At 69.4% G+C, this 17151-nt stretch carries 13 protein-coding genes; 5 read left to right on the plus strand and 8 right to left on the minus strand.

Annotated features, from left to right (window positions below):
• Positions 1-11: 11 nt before the first annotated feature.
• The 4 genes from cydD to hisC all read right to left on the minus strand — a co-directional run bounded on the left by cydD (position 12) and on the right by hisC (position 7495).
• Positions 12-3614 (minus strand): thiol reductant ABC exporter subunit CydD, encoded by a 3603-nt coding sequence (gene cydD / locus OG917_RS17080; protein ID WP_328318453.1) that lies wholly within the window; start codon positions 3612-3614, stop codon positions 12-14.
• A gap of 15 nt (positions 3615-3629) precedes the next feature.
• Positions 3630-4631, minus strand: a complete 1002-nt coding sequence (gene cydB / locus OG917_RS17085; protein ID WP_328318454.1) for a cytochrome d ubiquinol oxidase subunit II — start codon at positions 4629-4631, stop codon at positions 3630-3632.
• Positions 4632-4644: 13 nt separating this feature from the next.
• Positions 4645-6222: a cytochrome ubiquinol oxidase subunit I gene (locus tag OG917_RS17090; protein WP_328318455.1), complete on the minus strand. Its 1578-nt coding sequence runs from the start codon at positions 6220-6222 to the stop codon at positions 4645-4647.
• 193 nt (positions 6223-6415) lie between these two features.
• On the minus strand, positions 6416-7495 hold the full coding sequence (gene hisC, locus OG917_RS17095) for a histidinol-phosphate transaminase (protein ID WP_328318456.1): 1080 nt from the start codon (positions 7493-7495) through the stop codon (positions 6416-6418).
• Between the two features lie 336 nt (positions 7496-7831).
• On the opposite strand from hisC, the gene OG917_RS17100 reads away from it, so the two are divergent.
• The 3 genes from OG917_RS17100 to OG917_RS17110 all read left to right on the plus strand — a co-directional run bounded on the left by OG917_RS17100 (position 7832) and on the right by OG917_RS17110 (position 11170).
• Positions 7832-8953: a LacI family DNA-binding transcriptional regulator gene (locus OG917_RS17100; protein WP_328318457.1), complete on the plus strand. Its 1122-nt coding sequence runs from the start codon at positions 7832-7834 to the stop codon at positions 8951-8953.
• A 171-nt stretch (positions 8954-9124) separates the two neighbouring features.
• On the plus strand, positions 9125-10192 hold the full coding sequence (locus tag OG917_RS17105; RefSeq protein WP_328318458.1) for a metallophosphoesterase: 1068 nt from the start codon (positions 9125-9127) through the stop codon (positions 10190-10192).
• Between the two features lie 150 nt (positions 10193-10342).
• Complete coding sequence (locus OG917_RS17110) at positions 10343-11170, plus strand: hypothetical protein (protein ID WP_328318459.1); 828 nt, start codon at positions 10343-10345, stop codon at positions 11168-11170.
• Positions 11171-11221: 51 nt separating this feature from the next.
• Here the strand turns inward: OG917_RS17110 and thiC are convergent, their stop codons facing one another.
• Positions 11222-12997 (minus strand): phosphomethylpyrimidine synthase ThiC, encoded by a 1776-nt coding sequence (gene thiC / locus OG917_RS17115; protein WP_328318460.1) that lies wholly within the window; start codon positions 12995-12997, stop codon positions 11222-11224.
• Between the two features lie 189 nt (positions 12998-13186).
• Between thiC and OG917_RS17120 the strand changes: the two genes are divergently transcribed.
• On the plus strand, positions 13187-14551 hold the full coding sequence (locus OG917_RS17120) for a YibE/F family protein (RefSeq protein WP_328318461.1): 1365 nt from the start codon (positions 13187-13189) through the stop codon (positions 14549-14551).
• A gap of 124 nt (positions 14552-14675) precedes the next feature.
• On the opposite strand, the gene OG917_RS17125 is transcribed toward OG917_RS17120, so the two are convergent.
• From OG917_RS17125 to OG917_RS17135, 3 genes are all read right to left on the minus strand, one after another.
• The gene (locus tag OG917_RS17125) at positions 14676-15110 is read right to left on the minus strand and encodes an SsgA family sporulation/cell division regulator (protein WP_328318462.1); all 435 of its coding nucleotides are present in this window, start codon (positions 15108-15110) and stop codon (positions 14676-14678) included.
• Between the two features lie 868 nt (positions 15111-15978).
• Positions 15979-16197, minus strand: a complete 219-nt coding sequence (locus tag OG917_RS17130) for a DUF5326 family protein (RefSeq protein WP_328318463.1) — start codon at positions 16195-16197, stop codon at positions 15979-15981.
• A gap of 190 nt (positions 16198-16387) precedes the next feature.
• Positions 16388-16705, minus strand: coding sequence for a cupin domain-containing protein (locus OG917_RS17135; protein ID WP_328318464.1), 318 nt, complete (start codon positions 16703-16705; stop codon positions 16388-16390).
• A 58-nt stretch (positions 16706-16763) separates the two neighbouring features.
• On the opposite strand from OG917_RS17135, the gene OG917_RS17140 reads away from it, so the two are divergent.
• Positions 16764-17141: a phage holin family protein gene (locus tag OG917_RS17140; RefSeq protein WP_328318465.1), complete on the plus strand. Its 378-nt coding sequence runs from the start codon at positions 16764-16766 to the stop codon at positions 17139-17141.
• Positions 17142-17151 lie beyond the last annotated feature (10 nt).

Consider the following 17151-nt stretch of genomic DNA (forward strand, 5'->3'; position numbering starts at 1 on the left):
CCTAGTAAGTCCTATTTCTGATGGAAAGTCGGATTGTGATGACTGCCGAGCAGATCACCCGCCCTCTCCCGCTCCAGCATCCCCCGCAACGGCCCCTCCAGAGCCGCCAGCTCCGCGTACGGCCCGCGCTGCACGACCCGCCCCCCATCCAGCACGATCACCTCGTCCACGGCGTCGAGCCCACGGAGCCGGTGGGTGATGAGCAGCGTCGTACGTCCCTCGGTTGCGGTCAGCAGGTCCGCGGTGAGCGCGTCTGCGGTCGCCAGATCGAGATGCTCGGCCGGCTCGTCCAGGACGAGTACGGGGAAGTCGGCGAGGAGCGCCCTGGCAAGGGCCAGCCGCTGGCGCTGGCCGCCGGAGAGCCTTGCACCGTGCTCCCCCACCGGAGTGTCGAGCCCCTCGGGGAGTACGTCGACCCAGTCCAGCAGCCTGGCCCCGGCGAGCGCCACGCGCAGTTCGCCGTCCGGAGCGCCGGACCGCGCGAGCCGGAGGTTCTCCCGCAGGGAGCTGTCGAAGATGTGCGCGTCCTGGGCGCACAACCCGACGAGTCCCCGCACTGTGTCGCCCTCCAGCGCACCGGCAGCCACACCACCGAGGGTGTACGACCCCGCCTGCGCGTCCAGAAAGCGCAGCAGCACCTGCGCGAGCGTCGTCTTGCCGGACCCCGAGGGGCCGACGACCGCGACCCGGCGCCCCGCTTCGAGCCTGAGATCCACCCCGTCGAGCGCGTTCCGCTGCTGCCCCGCGTAGCGCGCGGTGAGCCCCCGTACCTCCAGCGGGAACGGCGACCGGGGAGCCGCTTCCGGCCGCGCCGGCTCCTGTACCGGGAGGGGGGCGTCCAGCACCTCGTACACCCGCTCGGCGCTCCTCCTGACCCGTTGCCGGTACTGCACGGCGAGCGGCATACCGATGACCGCCTCGAAGGCGGCCAGCGGCGTCAGCACGACCACGGCGAGCTCCACACCGGCCAGCCGGCCGTCGTGCACGGCTGGTATCCCCACGTACGCGGCTGCGGCGACGGTCAGCCCGCAGACAAGAGCGGTCAGCCCGCCGCCGAGCGCGGTGGCGGTCGCGCCCCGCGACGCGATACGCGTCAGCGCCCGGTCCGCCTGCCCGGCGCCGTGCAGGCGACCGCGCAGCGCACCGGCGACCGTGAGTTCGGCTGCCCCCGTGAGGAGATCGACGATCCCGGTGGCCAGTGCCCCGCGTGCCGGGGCCAGTTGCCGCTCGGCCCGACGGGCGCAGAGACCACTCAGCGCGGGCACCCCGACCCCGGCGGTCAGCAGCCCCGCCGCGAGCACGGCTCCGGCAGCGGGCAACAGCCAGGTGAGGAACCCGACGGTGCCCGCTCCCACCACCACGGCGACCGTGGCCGGGAGCAGCCAGCGCAGCCAGTAGTCCTGCAACGCGTCCACGTCGGCGACGAGCCGGGAGAGCAGATCACCGCGCCTGACCCGGCTCAGTCCCGCGGGCGCGATGCCCTCCAGCCTGCGGTAGACGGCCACGCGCAGATCGGCGAGCATCCGCAGCACCGCGTCGTGCGACACGAGCCGTTCGAGGTAGCGGAATACAGCCCGCCCGGTTCCGAAGGCCCGGGTGGCCGTCACCGCGACCATCAGATAGAGCACGGGCGGCTCCTGCGAGGCCCGTGAGATGAGCCACCCCGACGTCGCCATGAGCCCGATGGCCGAGCCCAGCGCGAGACTTCCCAGCAGCAGGGCCAGCGACAGCCGCCCCCGCAGCGCACCGGCGGCCTCCCGCACCCGTGCCAGCGGGCTCCTCCGTCCCGCCCCGGCCGCCGGGCCCGCCGTCGCCGCGCCGGGGGCCACCTCTTCCCGGGCCGCGCGCGGCCCGGGTACCGCGGTGGTCTGCGGCAGCGGGACATCATCACCGGCCGGCCCGGCGGACGGCATACGGGGAGTCAGCGCCACCACCCGGTCCGCCACCGCGAGCAGGGCCGGCCGGTGCACCACGAGCACCACCGTGCGGCCCGCCGCCAGCCGCCGTACCGCCTCGACGATGCCGGCCTCCGTCTCGCCGTCCAGCGCCGCGGTCGGCTCGTCCAGCAGCAGCAGCGGCCGGTCCGCGAGGAATGCCCGTGCCAGAGCCAGCCGCTGCCGCTGTCCGGCCGAGAGCCCCGCGCCGCCTTCGCCGAGAACCGTCTCCGATCCGTCCGGCAGCGCCGCGACGAAGTCCTCAGCACCGGCATCGCGCAGAGCGCCCAGCACCGCGGCCCTGTCGGCTCCGGGACGCGCCAGCCGTACGTTCTCGGCGACCGTGCCAGCGAAGAGGTACGGCTGCTGCGGGACCCACGCGATCCGCTCACGCCACCGCTCGGGGGAGAGCGCGGCCAGGTCGACCACGGCCCCCCGGCCCTCTTCCAGCGACCCGGCGGACGCCGAGTCCGACGGCCGCCCCGACGGTGATCCGGACCCGACGAGCACCCGCCCCTCGTCCGGGGTCGCGAAACCCAGCAGAACATTGAGGAGCGTGGACTTACCGACCCCGCTCGGACCGGTGATCGCAACTGTCTCGCCGGCTTCGACGACCAGGGAAGCGGACTCCAGGGACGGTTCCGTACGTCCGGGATGGCGCACCGTCACACGGTCCAGCTCCAGCCGGAGCGATCCCGGGACCTCGCGCGTCCCTCCCGCCGGAAGCGGTGACTCCAGCACCGCGAAGATCTCCTCGGCGGCCGAGAGCCCCTCGGCCGCCGCGTGGTACTGCGCCCCCACCTGTCGCAGGGGCAGGTAGGCCTCGGGTGCCAGCACCAGGATCACCAGCCCCGTGTACAGGTCCAGCTCCCCCTTGACGAGCCGCAGCCCGATACCGACCGCGACCAGCGCCACTGAAAGAGTCGCCAGCAACTCCAGTGCGAACGAGGAGAGAAAGGCGATCCGCAGCGTCCGCAGCGTCGCCTTCCGGTACGCGTCCGTGATGGTCCTGATCGACTCCGCCTGCGCCTTGGCCCGTCCGAACACCTTCAGCGTCGGCAGTCCCGCCACCACGTCGAGGAAGTGCCCCGACAGCCGGGAGAGCAGCCGCCACTGCCGGTCCATACGGGCCTGGGTGGCCCAGCCGATGAGCATCATGAAGACCGGGATGAGCGGCAGCGTCCCGACGATGATGGCCGCCGACACCCAGTCCTCGGTGACGACCCGCGCCAGTACCGCCACCGGCACCACCACCGCGAGCCCCAGCTGTGGGAGATAGCGCGAGAAGTAGTCGTCCAGGGCGTCGATACCCCGGGTGGCCAGAGCGGCGAGCGAGCCCGTCCGCTGCCCGGTCAGCCACTGCGGGCCCAGCTCCGCGGACCGCTCCAGCAGCCGTCGCCGCAACTCCGACTTGACCGCCGCACTGGCCCGGTGCGCCGACAGCTCGGTCAGCCAGGCCACCAGGCCCCGGCCCAGCGCCACGGCCACGAGCAGCAGCAGCGTGGTCCCGAGCCCTGATCCGTCCAGGCCGCGCTGGAACGCCCCGACCACCACATCGGCGATCAGCATGGCCTGGGCGACGACCAGACCCGCGCCGGCCAGTCCGAGGACCACCACGGCGCCCAGGAAGAGACGTGTGGCACCGGCGTACCGGAGCAGACGCGGGTCGATCGGTTTCACGTGAAACACCCCCCACTAGTGGGCATCGGCGATGTGCTGGGTGCCCAGCCGCTTGCGGAACACCCAGTACGTCCAGCCCTGGTAGAGCAGGACGAGCGGCGTCATGATGCCCGCCACCCAGGTCATGACCTTCAGCGTGTAATGGCCGGACGCCGCATTGTCGATCGTCAGATTCCAGGCGGTGTTGAGCGAGGACGGCATCACGTCAGGCGCCAGCGAGAGGAACAGAGCGGCGACCGTGGCCGCGATGGCCACACCGGTGAAGCCGAAGGCCCAGCCCTCCCGGGTCCGCGCGTTCATCACGAACGCCGCCACCAGCGCGGCCAGCGCGACGCAGAGCGCCGTCAGCGTGGATCCGTCGCCGCGGTCCGCCTGCAGCCAGATCAGGAAGGCAGCCGCGAGCGCAGCCGTCACCACAGCGGCCTTGGCCGCGAAGGCCCGGGCTCGCACCCGGATGTCGCCCACCGTCTTGAGTGCCGTGAAGACAGCCCCGTGCAGGGTGCACAGCGCGGTGAAGGCGAACCCGCCGAGAACCCCGTAACCGTTCAGCAGGTCACCGAACGATCCGGCGTAGTCCTGGTGACTGTTGACCGGTACCCCGTGGACCATGTTGGCGAAGATCAGCCCCCAGAGGAAGGGAAGCAGCAGCGAGCTGGTGAAGAGCACCCACTCCCAGTTCCGCTGCCAGCTCTCCTCGGACCGCTTGTGGCGGTACTCGAAGGACAGAACCCGCACGATCAGCAGCACCAGGATGAGGACGAGCAGCAGATAGAAGCCGCTGAAGAAGGTGGCGTACCAGACCGGGAAGGCAGCGAACATCGCCCCCGCCGCAGTGATCAGCCACACCTCGTTCCCATCCCAGACAGGACCGATGATGTTGATCAGCACCCGGCGCTCGCGCCGGTCCCTGGCCAGCAGCCGGGTGAGGATGCCCACCCCGAAGTCGAAGCCTTCGAGGAAGAAGTAGCCGGTCCACAGCACGGCGATCAGCAGAAACCAGAAGTCGTTGAGGCCCATGACGTCTCTCCTCTCAGTACGCGAAGGTCAGGGGTTGGTCGGCGTCCTCGTCCGGAGCTCCGGGCCCGCCGGGCCCGGAGAAGGGACCGCGCAGCCGCGGGTCCTTGGCGGGCGGCTGTTCGCCCGTGTCGGGTCCCAGCACGGCGTACTTCTTCATCAGCCGGACATTGATCCAGCCGAGGATCGCGTAGAGCGTGACCAGGACGATCAGTGAGATCAGCATCTCCGTCTGGGAGACACCGGGGGAGACGGAATCGGCGGTCTTGAAGAGACCGAAGACGGCCCAGGGCTGCCGGCCCATCTCGGTGAAGACCCAGCCGATCGAGTTGGCGATCAGCGGGAAGACCAGGGAGGCCATCCCCACCCGCCAGCCCCACTTCGTGAAGAAGGGGCTCAACTCCCGGCTCGCCGTGAGCATCAGCTTGGGTGCCTCGTCGTCGCCGGTCCGGTGCTCCGGCGAGAGCCACTTCTTCTTCCGGGTCAGCCAGAGTCCGGCGGCCGCTGCCACCGAAGCGGTGAGCCCGATCCCGATCATGAGGCGGAAGCCCCAGAACGTGACGAAGATGTTGGGCACGTAGTCGTCGGGGCTGCCGCCGTACTTGGCCGCCTCGGCCTTCGCGGTCTGGTGGATGCCGGGCACCGCGGTGTGGAAGTCGTCGTGGGCGAGGAAGGACAGTATCCCCGGGACCGACAACTCGACGGAGTTGTGCCCCGCTGCCACATTGCCCACCGCGAAGATGGAGAACGGGGCGGGAGCCTCGGTCTCCCAGAGCGCCTCGGCAGCGGCCATCTTCATGGGCTGCTGTTCGAACATCACCTTGCCCAGCTGGTCACCCGAGAGCGCGGTGAGGATGCCGGCGGTCACCGTCATCACCAACCCCATCCGCAGCGAGGTCCGCATCACGCGGGTGCGCTTGGTGTCGGTGGTGGTGCCGGCGGCCCTGGCCCGCCTGATCTTCCACAGGTGGTAGCTGGCGATGCCGACGACGAAGGCTCCGCCGGTGAGGAACGCCGAAGTCATGGTGTGGGTGAAGACCACGAGCGCGGTCTTCTGGGTGAGCACGCCCCAGATGTCGTTGAGATGCGCGACACCGGTGGCCCGGTCGATGGTGTACCCGACCGGGTGCTGCATCCAGGAGTTGGCCGCCAGGATGAAGTACGCGGAGAAGGTGGTGCCGATCGCCACCATCCAGATGCAGGCGCAGTGGATCTTCTTGGGCAGCTTGTCCCAGCCGAAGATCCACAGTCCGATGAAGGTCGACTCGAAGAAGAAGGCGATCAACGCCTCCATCGCCAGCGGCGCCCCGAAGACGTCACCGACGAACTTCGAGTAGTCCGACCAGTTCATCCCGAACTGGAACTCCTGGACGAGGCCGGTCGCGACCCCGATGGCCAGGTTGATCAGCAGTAGCTTCCCCCAGAACTTCGTGGCGTGGAAGTACTTCTCCGCACCCTTCCGCACCCAGGCGGTCTCGAAGCCCGCGGTGATCGCGGCGAGGGAGATCGTGAGGGGGACGAACAGGTAGTGGTAGACGGTGGTCAGCCCGAACTGCCAACGCGCCAGGGTATCCGGCGACAGAGCTAGTTCCACGTCGTCACTCTCCTTACGTGGCCGGGGTCACAGCTGCATTCTGTCCCTTTGGTCCCACACAGCACGGAAGAAAAAGGACACGCTTGTGAAAGCGTTCACATTCACAAGCAATACTACGAAAGCACTTCGGGCATGACGAAGGCGGGGTACCCCCATGGCACCCCGCCTTGATCGGACCCCGTACGGAAAGGGGCTACAGCTCCTTGCGGAAGGCCGCTGCCGCCTGGAGGAAGAGGTCGTTGCCCTCGGTCTCGCCGATGGTGACCCGCACGCCCTCGCCCGCGAAGGGGCGCACCACCACCCCCGCCCTCTCGCACGCCGCGGCGAAGTCGGATGTGCGGTCGCCCAGCCGGAGCCAGACGAAGTTGGCCTGCGTCTCCGGAACCGTCCAGCCCTGGCCGACGAGCCCCTCGTGCACCCGGTTCCGCTCGGTCACCAGCGAGCCGACCCGGCCCCACAGCTCGTCCTCGGCCCGCAGGGACGCGACCGCGGCGTCCTGCGCCAGCTGGCTCACGCCGAACGGCACCGCGGTCTTGCGCAGCGCGGCCGCGACCGGTTCATGGGCAATGGCGAAGCCGATCCGCAGCCCGGCCAGCCCGTACGCCTTGGAGAAGGTCCGCAGCACCGCCACATTGGGCCGGTCCCGGTACAGCTCGACACCGTCCGGCACATCGGTGTCCCGGTTGAACTCCCGGTACGCCTCGTCCAGGACCACGAGCACGTCCGCGGGGACGCGGTCCAGGAAGCGCTCCAGTTCGGCCCGGCGCACCACGGTCCCGGTCGGGTTGTTGGGGTTGCAGACGAAGATCATCCGGGTTCGCCCGGTGATCGCGGCCGCCATCGCGTCCAGGTCGTGCACGTCCCCGGAGTCCAGCGGCACCTGCACCGGGGTCGCCCCGCTGATCCGCGTGATGATCGGGTACGCCTCGAACGACCTCCAGGCGTAGATCACCTCGTCCCCCGGGCCCGAGGTGATCTGGAGCAGGGACTGGGCGACGCCGACCGATCCGGTGCCGGTCGCCAGATGCGAGACCGGCACCCCGAAGCGCTCGGCCAGTTCGTTCATCAGGACGGTGCAGGCCAGGTCCGGGTACCGGTTGAAGGTCCCGGCCGCGGCGATCGCGCTCTCCATCACACCGGGCAGCGGCGGATAGGGGTTCTCGTTGGAGGACAGCTTGTAGGCGACGGGCCCGCCCGCGGCGGCCGGCCTGCCCGGAACGTACGCGGGAATGCCGTCCAGTGCGGCGCGCAGCTTGGGGCTCTTCTGGCTCACAGCGGGTCCTCCTCGACTCGGATGGACCCACCCTATGAGGAGGGCCGTCCCGTGAGAATGCCGGGCACCGGCAGGGGGGCGCGCGAGTGGACCTGGCGCACGCCCGTGGCCTGCGCCGTGGCGCGCGTCCCCCGAAGAGGTGAGTTGAGACCTCATCGCAACATCAGCCATGGCCCAGGCGCATCCCCATCGACACCCGAGACTCTTTTGACATGGCACCCAAATCCCCTGTATTCCAAGGTGATTGATGTTAAATGATCATGCAGAAACGTGCCTGTCAACGCATGCATATGCGCCCAGCTCAACCACCCTCCATCGCCCTACTATCGGCTCGCCATGACAGCAGCAGGGAAGCACCAGGTGAGCCGGGCGGAGACTCCCCGCAGGGCCAATCGGCAAGGACGAGCGGGCATCCGGGACGTGGCCGCCGCAGCCGGTGTGTCCATCACGACCGTCTCCGACGCGCTCAACGGCAAGGGCAGGCTCCCGGACGCCACCCGCCGCCATGTCCGCGAGGTCGCCGACCGGCTGGGCTACCGCCCTTCCGCCGCGGCCCGAACCCTCCGTACCGGAAAATCCGGCCTGATCGGCCTGACCGTCACCACGTACGGGGATGAACCATTCACTTTCACCGAATTCGCGTACTTCGCCGAGATGGCCAGAGCAGCCACCTCCGCCGCGCTCGCACGCGGCTATGCCCTCGTCATCCTTCCCGCCACCTCGCGCCACAGCGCGGTCGACGTCTGGTCGAACGTCGCCCTCGACGGAACCGTCGTCATCGACCCGTCCGACCATGATCCGGTCGTCACCGAACTCGTACGCCAGGGGCTCCCGGTCGTCTCCGACGGGCGCCCCGCCAGCACGCTGCCCGTCACGGCCTGGGTCGACAACGACCACGAGGCCGCCGTCCTCGATCTGCTCGACCATCTCGCCGCCGCCGGGGCCCGCCGCATCGGGCTGCTCACCGGCACCACGACGGACACCTACACCCGGCTCTCGACCACCGCGTACCTGCGCTGGTGCGAGCGGGTCGGACAGAGCCCGGTGTACGAGTCCTACCCCGCCCACGACCCGTGCGCGGGAGCCGTGGCGGCGGACCGCCTGCTCGCCCGTCCCGACCGCCCGGACGCCGTCTACGGGCTCTTCGACCCCAACGGCACCGACCTGCTGGCGGCGGCACGGCGGTACGGACTGCGCGTACCGGAGGATCTGCTGCTCGTCTGCTGCAGCGAGTCCACCGTGTACGCGAGCACCGAACCGCCGATCACGACCCTCTCCCTCAAGCCCCGCCGGATCGGCACGGCCGTCATCCAGTTACTCATTGATGCCATCGAAGGCATCAATGAGGACCAGCCGGTCGAGCAGGTGATACCGACCGAACTCATCGTCCGTACCTCCTCCCAGCGGCGTCCGCCGCGCACCACGGTCAGCCCGCCCCGCTCCCCTTCACCGGACTGACCACCTCAATAGGTACGAAAAGGGCGGCTCGTCGGCAGACCATACGGATTCAGCACCCCTGGTGCGTCACAGAGTGCGAGTCGCATTCCTATGATGGGCGCACGACACCGCGGGCCCCCCGACCAGGCAGGTCCGACAGGTGCACGGCGCGCGACGGTGGTGGAGGGGTCGATGACTCAGGGGGCCGGTCTGGAACCCGCGATGCGGACGGCGACAGTGCGGGACTTCCGCGTACCGCCCCTGCCCGCGTCCGAGCACGTCCACAATCCCGGGGAGGCGCCCCCGTACACCACGGGCGAGGAGCCGGACGGCTATACGCCGACCCAGCGGGACCTGCCCGTCATCCGGCGCGGTGGCCCCGGTGACACGGTCGTCGTACGGACCGCGCCCGAGCCCCTTCCCGCGGACGGCGAAGGGGGCCTCGGCCCGCTGTACGTCGTCGGCGACGTCCACGGCTACCTCGACGAACTCCTGGCCGCCCTGTGCGCCCAAGGGCTCGTCGACACCGAGGGCAGCTGGGCGGCCGGCAACGCCCGTCTCTGGTTCCTCGGCGACTTCACCGACCGCGGACCCGACGGCATCGGCGTCATCGATCTCGTGATGCGGCTGTCCGCCGAGGCCGCGGCGGCGGGAGGGTACTGCAAGGCGCTCATGGGCAACCACGAGCTGCTGCTCATCGGCGCCAAGCGCTTCGGCGACACCCCGGTCAACTCCGGGGCGGGCACCGCGACCTTCCAGGCCGCCTGGCTGCTCAACGGCGGCCAGAAGGCCGACATGGACCGGCTCCAGGATGTCCACCTCCAGTGGATGTCGCGGCTCGACGCCATGGAGCTGGAGGACGACCACCTCCTGGTGCACTCCGACACCACTGCCTATCTCGACTACGGCGATTCGCTCGAAGCGGTCAACGACACCGTCCGCGAGACGCTGACGCGCAACGACGCAGACGAGTGCTGGGACCTGTTCCGCAAGTTCACCAAGCGCTTCGCGTTCCGGGACGAGTCGGGACCCCAGGCCGTGGAGGAGCTCCTCGGGGTCTTCGGCGGCCACCGCATCGTGCACGGTCACAGCCCCATCCCGTACCTGCTGGGCGAGGTCGGGGCCGAGGACGGCGAGGACGGCCCGCGCACGGTCATCGAAGGCCCGCACGTGTACGCGGACGGGCTCGCCGTCGCCATGGACGGCGGAGTGACCATGGCCGGAAAGCTGCTCGTGGTGCAGCTGCCGCTGCCGAACTGATTCACCGCACACGGAGGCGATTTCCGGAAACCCTCTGTTACCCCGTGCCATAACAGCTCTACCATCGGGTTATCCGTAGCAGGCTCTCCTCCGTTTTCGCCCAACTGCCCGTCATCGGCAGGCGGTACGGCCCCGACGGAGCATCGGGGGATGCACATGAACAGCGCTTCGCACCTGCTGACAGAGGACCGCCCGGACTTCGAGCGGCTTCTCGACGACGCACTGCGCACCGCGCCCGACCGCCCGGATCTGGCCGACCTCGGGCAGCGGCTCAACAGCGAGCAGCTGCGCACCATGGTGCTCGACGCCGACAGTCTCGTCACGGCTGCCGCGGCAGCCGAGTACGACCACTTCGTCAAGATGAGAGCCGAACTGCGCGCGCCCGCTCCGGACTCGGTGAGCGCCGCTGTCCTCGCACCCGTCAGAGGCGGCCCCGGCGCGGGTGCGGGGCTGGCCGCGGTACTCGCCGTCCTGGCCCCGGTACTCGCGGGCACCGCGGCCGTCATCTTCCTGATCGTGGGCTACCTGCTCAAGGCACTCGACCCGGCGCCCGCCTTCGGCAACACCATGGTCACCGCGGGCTGGTTCTTCGCCGCGCTCACGGCGGCGGCGATCCTGGCCGCCGCGATCGGCCTCCTCCTGACAGCCCTGCGCAACGGCTCGACCGAGGTGCACGCCGAGACCGGGGAGGGGGACGGCGAGCTCTCCGAAGAGGTCGCCCGTGCCCGGGACGCCTGGCGCCACGCCCTGCTGGAACGGGGCATCGTCCCGTTCCTGAGAGCAGCGCTGACCGATCCGAGTGTGGATCCGGCGGCGCCCGCGCCCTACCGGGCACAGGGCCGCATCCCCCGCCTCGGCTACAGCCGCCCCGACTTCGCCAGCCCCGACGAGGGCGTGACGGCCCACGACCGCCCCAGCTTCACCAGCCCGGACTTCACAAGCCCGGACTTCGGCGGCCCCGACCACCAACCGGAGTGAGACAGGGCCGGTCCCGCGAGGTGCGGGCCCGGCCCCTGGGGGCGGACGTCGTCAGTCGGCGATCGGCAGGTACACGCGGTTCCCGCGCGCCGCGAACTCCTCCGACTTCGCGGCCATCCCGGACTCGATCTCCTCCTGGCTGCCGCCGTGTTCGCGGCGGATGTCCTGAGAGATCTTCATCGAGCAGAACTTCGGGCCGCACATGGAACAGAAGTGCGCCGTCTTGGCGGGCTCGGCCGGCAGCGTCTCGTCATGGAACTCCCGCGCCGTGTCCGGGTCGAGGGCGAGATTGAACTGGTCCTCCCAGCGGAACTCGAAGCGCGCGTCGGAGAGAGCGTCGTCCCACATCTGCGCGTCCGGATGCCCCTTGGCGAGATCCGCCGCATGAGCTGCGATCTTGTAGGTGATCACGCCGGTCTTCACGTCGTCCCGGTTGGGCAGCCCCAGGTGCTCTTTGGGCGTGACGTAGCAGAGCATCGCCGTGCCCCACCAGGCGATCATCGCCGCCCCGATGCCGGAGGTGATGTGGTCGTACGCCGGGGCCACGTCCGTGGTGAGCGGGCCGAGCGTGTAGAAGGGGGCCTCGTCGCAGATCTCCTGCTGGAGTTCGACGTTCTCCTTGATCTTGTGCATCGGGACGTGACCGGGGCCCTCGATCATCGTCTGCACGCCGTGGCGTTTGGCGATCGTGTTGAGCTCTCCGAGAGTGCGCAACTCCGCGAACTGCGCCTCGTCGTTGGCGTCCGCGATCGACCCCGGCCGCAGCCCGTCACCCAGCGAGTAGGTGACGTCGTACGAGGCAAGGATGTCGGAGAGCTCCTCGAAGTTCTCGTACAGGAACGACTCCTTGTGGTGCGCCAGGCACCAGGCGGCCATGATCGATCCACCGCGCGAGACGATCCCGGTCTTGCGGCGCGCGGTGAGCGGCACGTACCGCAGCAGTACGCCCGCGTGCACCGTCATGTAGTCGACGCCCTGCTCGGCCTGTTCGATGACGGTGTCCCGGTAGATGTCCCAGGTCAGCTCCTCGGCCTGGCCGTCGACCTTCTCCAGGGCCTGGTAGAGCGGCACGGTCCCGATGGGGACGGGGGAGTTCCGCAGCACCCACTCGCGGGTGGTGTGGATATTGCGCCCGGTGGACAGGTCCATGACCGTGTCCGCGCCCCACTTGGTGGCCCAGGTCATCTTGTCCACCTCCTCCTCGATCGAGGAAGTGACCGCGGAGTTGCCGATGTTGGCGTTGACCTTCACCAGGAACCGCTTCCCGATGATCATCGGCTCGATCTCCGGGTGGTTGACGTTGGCGGGGAGCACGGCCCGCCCTGCCGCGATCTCCTCGCGGACGACCTCGGCGGCGACGTTCTCCCGGATCGCGACGTACTCCATCTCGGGGGTGATCTCCCCGCGCACGGCGTACGCGAGCTGGCTCACCGCGCGCCCCTCACGCCCCCTCCTGGGCTGGCGGGGGCGGCCGGGGAAGACCGCGTCGAGATTACGGAGTCCTCCGCGCGGTGACGTGTGCTTGATCCCGTCGTCCTCGGGGCGGGCCGGGCGGCCCGCGTACTCCTCGGTGTCACCGCGGCTGATGATCCAGTTCTCCCGGAGCGGGGCGAGCCCGCGCCGTACGTCGGTATCGACGGTGGGATCGGTGTACGGGCCTGACGTGTCGTACAGCGTCACGTCCTGCCCATTGGTGAGGTGCACCTGCCTGACAGGCACCCGGAGGTCCGCCCGCGCGCCCTCGGGGCCCGCGACATATCCCTTGTGCCAGCCCGGCTTGCGCTCGTCCTGGTCGGTGGCAGGCGTGCGTGCATCCACTGTGGTCATGAGACCTACTCCCTACGCCGGCATTACCCGGTAACAGGTTCGGCGGTCGGCGCAGCTCTCAGCAGATTGCTGGTCAGCGCCCTCTCAGCCCGGTGCTCCGAGCTCCCGCGTGTGCAAAGGTGCCCCCACGCTAACGCCATCCGCCGCACACTGAACAGGGGGCCTCACCGTTCTTGCGATGATCTGGCGGTGACCCCGCACCCCGAACCGCCCCCAGGACACGGCCACACGCACAGCCACGGACCCGCCGCGCCGGTGTCCACGCAGCTGCGCAAGGTCATCGCCGCGGTGCTGATTCCCTTCGCGGCGGCGGTCGTTGTCGGTCTCGCGGTCTTCTGGCCGGGTGGCGCCCCGCACCACGACCGCAGCGGTGTCGGGTTCGACCGGCAGACCCAGCAGGGCAGGGTGACAGGGCTCACCGAGGTCAACTGCAAGGACGTGCACGCCAGTCAGTCGCCGGCATCCGACGGGGGCAGCGCGGGCGGTAGCGGTCCGGAACAGCCGGCCGGCCCGGGTGCCTCCGCGCAGAGCGCCCCGTGCAAGAGGGCGAAGATCGAGGTGGAGAGCGGCAAGGACAAGGGCCGCACCTTCACCGAGATCGTCCAGCCTGACTCCCCCCGGCAACTGCGCGACGGCCAGGGCGTAGTGGTGGCGTACGCGCCCGACGCCCCGCGTGACCTGCAGTACTCGGTGTCCGACGTGGACCGGAAGTTCCCGATGGCGCTGCTCGCCGGGATCTTCGCACTGGTGGTGGTCGCCGTGGGCCGGCTGCGCGGGCTCATGGCCCTGGTGGCGCTCGCCGTCAGCTTCGCCGTACTGACGCTGTTCATCCTGCCGGCCATCCTGCACGGGTCGAATCCGCTGGTCGTGGCAGTGATCGGGGCGAGCGCCATCATGCTGATCGCCCTCTACACCTGCCACGGCCTGACGGCACGGACCTCGGTTGCCGTCATCGGTACGCTGATCTCACTGATGCTGATCGGGCTGCTCGGTTCGCTCTTCATCGGCTGGGCGAGCCTGACGGGCAACACCGACGACAGCACCGGGCTGATCCACGGCCTCTACCCGCACCTCGACATGAGCGGGCTCCTGCTGGCGAGCGTCATCATCGGTTCCCTCGGGGTGCTGGACGACGTGACGGTCACGCAGACATCGGCCGTCTGGGAGCTGCATCAGGCCGATCCCACACTGGGAGCCCGCGGGCTCTACCGAGCGGGCATCCGGATCGGCCGCGACCACATCGCGTCCGTCGTGAACACCCTCGTCCTGGCCTACGCGGGTGCGGCACTGCCCCTGCTGCTGCTCTTCTCCATCGCGCAGAGCAGCGTGGGAACGGTGGCCAACTCCGAGCTGGTGGCGGAGGAGATCGTACGGACCCTGGTGGGATCGATCGGCCTGGTCGCCTCGGTGCCGGTGACCACTGCGCTCGCCGCACTCGTGGTCTCTGCCGACCGTCCGGCCCCCGGAACAGGACGTACGGACCGCGGAGCTGGCAGGGCGCTTCCCGGACGCGGCACGGCACGGGGCGGCGGGGGCCGCCGCCGCAAGCACTGAGCCGGTCGCTGGACGCTGCCCGGGCGCCGACGGGACCGGTTTACGCGGGCCGCGCCGGGGGCGGGGCGGCCGAGGCGGGCCGGGGCAGCGTTCCCGCACCCGCGGCCTCGCGGGCCGCATGCCCTCAACCCGCGTTCTCCTCCGCGAGGATCCGGCCGAGAGCCGCCTCCAGATGGCCGTCGAAATCGCCCAGGCTGCGCTCCTCGCCGAGCGGGACGAGTTTGTCGGTGCGGTCCAGGAACGCGATCAGCGGGGCGCTGCCCGCCCGGAACAGCGCACGGTCCGCCCCGACCTGGAGGCGCAGATGCACATCGGCGAGACCCGAAGGATCGCTGGGCGAGATGTGCACATCGCCGTCCCCGGTCGGGGCGTTGATCCCGTCGAGCAGGAGCTCACGGCCGAATGTCCAGGTCACCGGGGCGTCTCCAGGAAGATGGAAGGTCATCCGGACCGCGTACGGATCACTTACCTCGTAGCAGAGTTCGACCGGGATACGGAAGGAGAGCTCCTCGGAGACGAGGAAGCTCATCATGACCTCTGCCTGGACGGATTCGCGCATGTCCCTACCCCGCAGTAGACGCCGTGTCGGATCACAAGACGGCCGGGAAAGCGCCTCCGGGCCCTCATGACGTAATCGTGCTGTAAGCGCAAACAGATCACAAGGAGTGATGTTTCGGATACGGTCCGGGATGGCAGGTGGGACAGACAAAGTTTCGACGTCGCGACACAGTGTTCCGACTACGGAGAGCGACCAATTCGGGTGGTGCGCGAGGCCGGAAAGTGCCCTCGCAGGACCGCTCGAAACCGGCCGCGATCGGCAGGTCCGGCCGGCCGTTCCGAGCGGGCACTCCTGCCCGGAAGGCCACCCGCCCGGACCCGGAACCACCGGGTCGTTTCAGCAGGAAGCACCGGTCACGCGCCCGATGAGGCACCGACGGGCACTCCGGACGACGACCTCCGCGGCCCTGCGGGAGACTCAGCAGAACCGGCTCGGCGGAGCCTGGCCGGGGGCGTGTGCATGACTGGATTCCCAGCGGTCGGCCCCGCCCATCGGCGGCGGGCGCAGCGGGAGCGTCAGGTGCCGCCGCGAGGCCGATACCGGCCACGTGGCAGTCCTCAAAAAAAATCGGCGGCCCGAGCGCGTCCCGCCGGGGCGGCAACGGGCTCATCAGTACTGACACAGCACTGCGGAGTGCTGTGGCCAAGGGTCGCCCTCGGTGCGGGGGCTGCGCATCACGCGCCGTGAATCTGCCCCCTCAGGGACTTCGTCACACATACCCTGTCGATTCGCGCCTTTTCAGGCCATTTTCGCGAGCTGCGACTGCCACGCTCCGTAGTCAGGGCCTCCGTCCGGGCCCGGACCTCACTGCCCGCCCACGGCTCCGCCCCTCCACGAGTACTCCTGCCCGCCCCGGTACGGCAGATCCCTACCAGTCGTTCCGCGAGGACGACGAGGAGGTGAACTTGCGTACGACGTAGATCAGTCCGGCGACGAGCGCCACAAGGACCAGGGCCTTGAAAAGCAGCCCGATCACGAACCCGATGACGGTCGCGATGAGACCGCCGAACACGAGCAGTACGAGGACGGGCACGGCGACCCACTTCACCCACCACGGCATTCCCGTGAAAATCTCCCGGACCGCCATCGTCCTTACCTCTTCCTGGATGTTCCTGGACCACGCCGGCCACTCCGGGTGTTCTGCTGTCGATGCTAAAGGCGCAGGGGGGCGCGGCGGGGGCCTCGCACCCCTTGGACGCCCCTGATCCGCCCCCTACGGGACGGCCGGGTTCCGGGTCCCCCCAGGCAGGTCCCGGGCCTCCCGGCCGGCGCCCCGGTCAGCCCTCGGGCGGCGAGAAGACCACAAGAACCCGCAGGTCCTCGGAGATGTGGTGGAACTTGTGCGCCACCCCCGCCGGCACGTAGACCACCCCGCCCCGCGCCACCTCGGTCGTCTCCGTACCGACCGTGATCGACGCGCGGCCGCTCACCACGAAGTACACCTCGTCCTGCCCATGCGGCTGCTGGCGGTCGGTCGCGCCCGCATCCAGCGCGTAGAGCCCCACCGACATGTTCCGTTCGCGCAGGAACTGCAGATACGCACCGTCATTGGCGGCGCGTTCCGCCTCCAGTTCGTCCAGCCGGAATGCCTTCATCGCTCGTCAGCCCCTGCACTCGTCATACGTATCTGTCGTGTCTGCCACGATCAGACACATGAAGAATTTTGTAGTCAAGACGGTTGCCAACGCGGCAGCACTCTTCGTAGCCATCTGGCTCCTTCAGGACATCACGCTCAGCGGCGACTCCACCGGCCGCAAGGCGCTCACCCTGGTGATCGTCGCGTTGGTCTTCGGCCTGGTGAACTTTGTCGTCAAGCCGATCGTGAAGCTGATCGCCTTCCCCTTGTTCATCCTCACCCTGGGTCTGATCACGCTGGTGATCAACGCCCTGATGCTGCTGCTGACGTCCTGGCTGTCCGGGAAGCTCGACCTCTCCTTCCATGTTCACGGTTTCTGGACGGCCGTGCTCGGCGGCCTGATCATCTCGGTCGTTTCGTGGGCGCTGAACGTCGTCATGCCCGACGAGGACTGAGGCCGGTATG

It is taken from the genome of Streptomyces sp. NBC_00388 (assembly GCF_036061255.1).
GTDB lineage: Bacteria > Actinomycetota > Actinomycetes > Streptomycetales > Streptomycetaceae > Streptomyces.

Coding starts and splice junctions, on each gene's coding strand:
- OG917_RS17100 (WP_328318457.1), top strand. CDS start 7,832: ATGACAGCAGCAGGGAAGCACCAGGTGAGCCGGGCGGAGACTCCCCGC.
- OG917_RS17125 (WP_328318462.1), bottom strand. CDS start 15,110: ATGCGCGAATCCGTCCAGGCAGAGGTCATGATGAGCTTCCTCGTCTCC.
- OG917_RS17140 (WP_328318465.1), top strand. CDS start 16,764: ATGAAGAATTTTGTAGTCAAGACGGTTGCCAACGCGGCAGCACTCTTC.
- cydB (WP_328318454.1), bottom strand. CDS start 4,631: ATGGGCCTCAACGACTTCTGGTTTCTGCTGATCGCCGTGCTGTGGACC.
- OG917_RS17110 (WP_328318459.1), top strand. CDS start 10,343: ATGCACATGAACAGCGCTTCGCACCTGCTGACAGAGGACCGCCCGGAC.
- OG917_RS17135 (WP_328318464.1), bottom strand. CDS start 16,705: ATGAAGGCATTCCGGCTGGACGAACTGGAGGCGGAACGCGCCGCCAAT.
- OG917_RS17130 (WP_328318463.1), bottom strand. CDS start 16,197: ATGGCGGTCCGGGAGATTTTCACGGGAATGCCGTGGTGGGTGAAGTGG.
- thiC (WP_328318460.1), bottom strand. CDS start 12,997: ATGACCACAGTGGATGCACGCACGCCTGCCACCGACCAGGACGAGCGC.
- OG917_RS17105 (WP_328318458.1), top strand. CDS start 9,125: ATGACTCAGGGGGCCGGTCTGGAACCCGCGATGCGGACGGCGACAGTG.